Source organism: Pseudoalteromonas sp. SG43-7 (assembly GCF_014164295.1).
Lineage (GTDB): Bacteria > Pseudomonadota > Gammaproteobacteria > Enterobacterales > Alteromonadaceae > Pseudoalteromonas > Pseudoalteromonas rhizosphaerae.
Map to the genome: position 1 here is coordinate 1 of NZ_JACJEY010000099.1, position 6,168 is coordinate 6,168.

Genomic DNA, 6,168 nt, shown 5'->3' on the forward strand with positions numbered 1-6,168 from the left:
CGACGGCGAGATTATTTGGAAGGACTAGCCTATTTCGTACAGGTAGTAGTGCAAATCGATTGGAAAAATATGGATGTGAGTGATGTAATTGAAACTTAATAATTATTTTTGGGGATCCCTTAGGATAATACCTACCATTGAGCTATTACTGAGTTCGCTAAGCGGGTGTACATTGGCGGTCACTAAACACATTAAGCTAATGATTGTTGCACCACTTAGCATACTAACAAAAGTATAAGGCAATACAGGCATGTACTGATTGATACCTTGGCTAAAGTAAGTGTATGAACTCCAAGCTAACATACCTAAAAAGATCATTTTGTCGCCGGCATTGATTTGCATATTCAAAAGCACGGCTAAGTCGCCATTGGTGATAACTAATAATACACCTGATAGGCTAACGATTAAGCTAAAACATTGTGCTGCAGTAGGCATTGAGCGCTTTGCAACTGAGCTTATTAATGAGGTTGCAAGTGGGCTCAGCGCCATTATTAACGAGCCGTTTGCGGCACTGGTATGTTCCAGCCCGGTAAATAAACCGAGGTTTAAGCCACCTACGCCAACAGCACTAACAATAATCACCCAAGCCCATTGGTTGAACGTTAAACTCGGTTTTGCACTGTTAATTATTTTTAAGTAGATAGCCAAGCAGATTGCGGCAATACTAAAGCGCCAAAATACTAAAGTCAGTGCGTGTACTTGATTTAATGCATGTTTACCAATAGGAAAACAACTTCCCCAAAAAAATGCACATAATAACAAGAGTAAAATAGCCTTTGTGTTGGCTGAGAAGTTCATCAGCAATCCAGAGATGTTGAAAAGTTGCGGCAAGTGTATTACTTTCCATAATGTGGATAAACAAGCAAAAATAAGAGGGTAGATTCCAAAAATGAAATATAGATATTCACTAGACGATTTACGCTATTTTTGTATTGTTGCCCATTTAAAAAGTTTTAAAGATGCTGCACTGGCTTTATCAGTGCCTTTATCAACATTGAGCCGTCGTATTCGACAACTTGAAGATGATTTACAGCTTAGGTTGTTAAACCGTGATGCTCATCGCGTATCGCTGACCCATATGGGGGAGCTGTATTACCAACGTTCGAGTGCATTGTTTGCTGAGTTAGATGGCATTAATGATGATCTTCATATCGAGAAGAATCAACCGAAAGGTAAGATCATAATCAGTGCACCTATTAATGCCGGCTCGCAATTTTTAAGGGATATTTTTTATGATTTTTTACTGCAATATCCTGAGATCCAACTAGATATTAGGCTCTCGAATACTTTAATTGATATTGAAGCGCAAGCAATGGATGTGGTGTTTAGGGTGGGTAATACGGTGGTTGATAATTGGATTGCGAGGCCACTAAAAGATATTCACTTTATTTTGTGCAGTAATTCGCAGACGGTGGCCGACAGTGTTAAGCATCCCACTGATTTATGTGCAAAAAGCGCTGTGATTTGCCAGCCGATGTCTATTTGGCAATTAGTAAATAAACAAAATGATGACGCTTATGATTTTCAACCCAGTAAGGGCATTCGTTTAGAGCTTGATGAAATTCAAATGCTCACACACGCGGTTAAAAAAGGCTTGGGGATTGGTTATATTCCTGACTATTATGCATTACCAATGATAGCTCAAGGTGAGCTTCAGCATGTTTTGCCTGATTGGCAAAGCAAGGCACGCACTTTATTTATGTTATATCGGGATCGTGACCATATACCATTGCGCGTCAGATTATTCATCGAATATGTGCTAGCTAGATTTGAGCAAGGTTAGTATGCTTTTTTATTACTTTTCTGAACTGTTGGGCAAGTGAAATACAGCCTGTTTAGTTATTAATAGCGCCGGACTACAAATTTAAGTACCTGTATATTAAAAGGAGATATTAAATATGCAAACCAATTTAGTGGTTGAACGGTTTAAGCAGCAGGGTTTTGTAAAAATTAAACAAGTACTTAAACCAAGTGTAATCACAAAACTGCAGCACTTTTGTGATGAGCTGGTTGCTCAAGCACAGTCACACTATGTAGCCGGTTTACCATTGGATAATATTGCTGTTATGCAAACTGCAGATGAGCCTTTTGTTTATCGCGTTAATGAGCTTTTTCAATTTCAGCCACAATTTGCTCAACTGCTAGCGCAAACCGAACTAATGAGTTACGTTGAAGCGATTATCGGCGAAGCTGTTTTGCCTAGCTATGAGTCACTTGTGATAAAAAATTCATTAGATGCACGCGGATTTGATTGGCACCGCGATATGTCGGTGAGGACTCAAGAGCCTATTTTTACCGTGGGGGTGTATTTAGATGATGCAATAGCGCAGCAAGGGGCGTTAACAGTGATCCCGCAGTCTCATTGTAGCCAAGCAAGTGTGTGTGATTTAAAGCGCCAGCTATCCATTGCACAATTACAAAGTGTGGATATTACGGCCAATGCAGGTGATGTGGTAATTCACCATGTAAACACGGTTCATGCATCAGGAAGACAGAAAGGTTCAGCTATACGTAGAACGATCTATTTTGAGTTCAGAGCAGTATCACATTTTATTGATAATCCGTGCTTTCCTAGTGAGTGGATCGAAAAGCGTCAAGCGTTAATGGCTAACCTCAACGCGCTTAATTCAGCTGATATGCCTAATAATGTGCAGCTACCCAATGATTTGTATGTAACTCAAGTACGAATAGAGCCGGCGGAATATTGTATTGAGTTTGCCAGTTAACAGTATCAACATAGATATTTACATGTGTGTAAAGCCAGCCTAAATATATAAATTTGCTCTGAACTAATACAGCCAATACAAGTTAAGCGACTACGATACAATTACGACCTTGTGCTTTTGCCTCATAGAGTGCTTTATCTGCGCGATTAAAAATAACTGAACTCGAGTCATCTGCCTGATAACATGTTACCCCAAAGCTTGCGGTCACTTTAGGTAAGCTCACTTCATCTAATTCGCTAATATACACTCGTAATCGCTCTGCAAGTTGATGGGCTTGTTGCTTATCTTGTGTGGGGGAAATAATTGCAAACTCTTCGCCACCGATACGAAACAGCATATCCATGGTGCGTATTTGTGGCTGTAATTGTGTCGCAAGATGTTTTAATAACTTATCACCTATTTGATGGCCAAATTGGTCGTTAACTTGTTTAAAGTGATCAATATCCAATATTATTAAAGCAAATAGATATTCGCTTCGTGCTGCCATATTGATCTGGTTTTCTATTTGTTCTTCCCACTTGTGTCGGTTAAATACACCGGTTAAACGATCTTGGGTTGCTAATATTATTAATTGTTTTTCAATTTCCTCACGGCTAGTCATTTCCTGATTCAAACGTGATATAACAATTTTTATATCGTGTTCTAATGCTGCAAGCTCATCTTTAGTTTTGATCTTTTTTTGAAGTTCCAAAGGTAACTCATGGTGTTCAACAGAAGAGTTTAATGTTTCGATATTAGATTGGATGCGTTGAATACGACGTAAAATAATTTGAATAATAAAGGTCGTTAACAGCAAGCCGAGAATGATGGCGCATATACCAAGTAAGCTGCTGACAAATAGAAAGTCTTTTTCGTGCTGATCTGTGTAATACGCATCATCAGAGGTTAATTTATTTAATTGCGCTATTATTTGCTTTTCTGCACTTTCTAGCTCAGTTGCCATTGTTTCGACTTGCAACCGCGCTTGCTCAGTAAGTTGATTTTGTTGGTAAACATTTTCTAAATAGTTTTCGAACTCGTCACTTTTTTGCGTATAGTTTTCAATTGTGGTGGCCACTTTTTGATGTGCTTCAGGCTGTAATATGACTTCTTTTAATGCTAATGAGTGATTAATCATTGCTACCGCTTTATCGAGCAATTGTTTTATTTTTTGTTTTTCAAAAGCAAATTGTTGATGTGGGTTGAGCGGCTTATCATCAATTTTGTTTTTTAGTTGAAATTGCTCAAATTGCAGGTGTTGTTCAAGCTCTATGAATTCCACTTGTTGCATTAACTGACTTAACGGAATATCCAGAAAAGCCACTACGCGCATTTCACGCTCTATTTGATTTACTTTATAGGCCGAAAAAACAATAACACAAAACAAAAACGTTAATAAAAAAACAAATAATCCACCAATTTTTTGCTTTATTGACGCATTGTACCAGTTGAATACCGACATAAAGTTCCTCACTGCTTAATAGTCCCTCAAGTATAGTTTAAAAAGCGCGTAATCTAGCTTATTCAGTATGACCACAGCAAGCATTAATTATTCTGATCTGTTGATGATAAATCTATCTCTGGCTGGAGAGTAAAACGAATATTGATTTTTAATCAACATGTTATTAAATATTTAAACCAAAGCTCAAGCTAACTATATATTTGGTAAAGGGTTATGGAGCTCTACAAGTCATTTTGGCTGGCACTGTAACTGTGCGGTAATTAATCTTCACCAGACAGTTACATATAAAAATGACATTAAACAGTAAATTTAACGATCAATTGATTTAATTGCGTTGCTAAACGGGCGATATCCTCACTCGAACTCTTAGTTTGACTTGCTGCAACTGAGTTTTCTTGAGAAATAGTTTTCACATTGACAACATTTTGATTAATGCTTTCGGCGACAGAGCTTTGTTGCTCTGCGGCGCTGGCTATTTGTATATTCATGTCGTTTATGATTGAAATACTATTTGTAATTGACTCAAGTGCTGCACTGGCTTTTTCAGATTGAGTAACACATACTAAGGCATTTTCTTTACCTATACCCATTGTTGCCACTGTGCTATTTGTGCCAGTTTGTAGTTGTTTGATTATATTATGTATTTCACCCGTTGAATTTTGCGTTCTAGATGCTAGTGAACGAACTTCATCGGCAACAACTGCAAAGCCTCTACCTTGCTCACCAGCTCTGGCAGCTTCAATAGCAGCATTTAAGGCTAATAAGTTAGTTTGCTCGGCAATCGCTTTGATCACATCTAATATCGTGCTAATGCTCTCAACAGATTGTTGCACACCGCTTAACTCGGACGATGAATCATTAATATTACTTGAAAGTTTATTTATTGAGGAAATAGTTTCTTTGACAACTTGGTAACCCAATACGGCTTCGTTACTTGCAGTATTTGCTGCATCGGCTGCTTGAGCTGCGTTATTAGCTACATCACGCACAGTTATGGTCATCTCATTCATAGCGGTTGCAACCATATCTGTTTCAGATTCTTGATTGCGGATCCCTTGCGAGGTTTGATCTGTTACCGCAGCAAGCTCTTGTGAAGCAGACTCAAGCTCTTTACTTGCATTTGTAATTGTAGAGATCATTGTTTTTAAATTATTTGCTGTATTGCTAATAGCATTAAGTAACAGGCCTGTTTCGTCGTTTGCAGTGTTTTGTATATTTATATTAAGTTGACCTTTTGCTAGCTGATTTGCAGCTGCTACTGCTTCATGAATTGGCTTGGTAATAATACGGGATAACATCATTGCAGCCGCAATACCGATAACGATAGCAAGCATCGATATTGATAATAAAAAATAGAAGCTATAACTAATCGCCTCTTTTAATTCAGTGCCAAGAGCGGTTTGCTTACTCAGCATTTCCAACTTAATGTCTTCAATTAGATTCGCGACTTTTGGGCCAATCATATCTAAGGTATTTTGTGAAATATCGTTCTGCTTAATTAACTGCTCATTAAGTTCTTTAAGGTGATTAATATATGAGTTATAGCTTTGCATCGCTTTTTTAAGAGATGCTCTTCTTTGCGGATTTTGTAGATTGCTATCGAGCGTGTCTAACTCGCCTTTTAGATCGTTGACTAAAAAGTTCATTGCAGCTTGGTAGTCTTTGTTGTTAACCGACCCAATAAACTTAAGTACAAAAATACGGCCAGTTAGCATTGAACTTAGTGCACTTGCGCCCTGATACGAAGAGGTCAGGCTGTTATCAGTAAACGCCGTGTCGGTAATTGAATCTAATTCACGGCGCACATCTTCACCGTATTGACTGAGGGCAGGTATACGTTTTTTTTGTATATCATCCATTAATACTACAACGCTCTCAAACGCCTGATTATATTCTTTTATCAACTGTAATATTTGGTCAATTACAGCATTCATTTTGGGGTCGCTGATATCGTTTTTACTATCTGTAGTAAATTGCATTGTGGCATTAAAGCGCTCTTTA

At 38.0% G+C, this 6,168-nt stretch carries 5 protein-coding genes; 2 read left to right on the top strand and 3 right to left on the bottom strand.

The window, feature by feature from the left end; genetic code table 11:
- Positions 1–102: 102 nt before the first annotated feature.
- Positions 103–798: a DMT family transporter gene (locus H5200_RS22505; RefSeq protein WP_182762714.1), complete on the bottom strand. Its 696-nt coding sequence runs from the start codon at positions 796–798 to the stop codon at positions 103–105.
- Between the two features lie 91 nt (positions 799–889).
- Between H5200_RS22505 and H5200_RS22510 the strand changes: the two genes are divergently transcribed.
- Both H5200_RS22510 and H5200_RS22515 read left to right on the top strand, forming a co-directional pair.
- Positions 890–1,783 (top strand): LysR family transcriptional regulator, encoded by an 894-nt coding sequence (locus H5200_RS22510; RefSeq protein ID WP_149980968.1) that lies wholly within the window; start codon positions 890–892, stop codon positions 1,781–1,783.
- 115 nt (positions 1,784–1,898) lie between these two features.
- Positions 1,899–2,726, top strand: coding sequence for a phytanoyl-CoA dioxygenase family protein (locus H5200_RS22515; protein WP_182739214.1), 828 nt, complete (start codon positions 1,899–1,901; stop codon positions 2,724–2,726).
- An 82-nt stretch (positions 2,727–2,808) separates the two neighbouring features.
- Here the strand turns inward: H5200_RS22515 and H5200_RS22520 are convergent, their stop codons facing one another.
- Together H5200_RS22520 and H5200_RS22525 are read right to left on the bottom strand one after the other, a co-directional pair.
- Positions 2,809–4,167, bottom strand: coding sequence for a GGDEF domain-containing protein (locus H5200_RS22520; RefSeq protein WP_182739215.1), 1,359 nt, complete (start codon positions 4,165–4,167; stop codon positions 2,809–2,811).
- Positions 4,168–4,463: 296 nt separating this feature from the next.
- A partial coding sequence (locus H5200_RS22525) for a methyl-accepting chemotaxis protein (RefSeq protein ID WP_220497052.1) occupies positions 4,464–6,168 on the bottom strand: 1,705 nt, incomplete at its 5' end.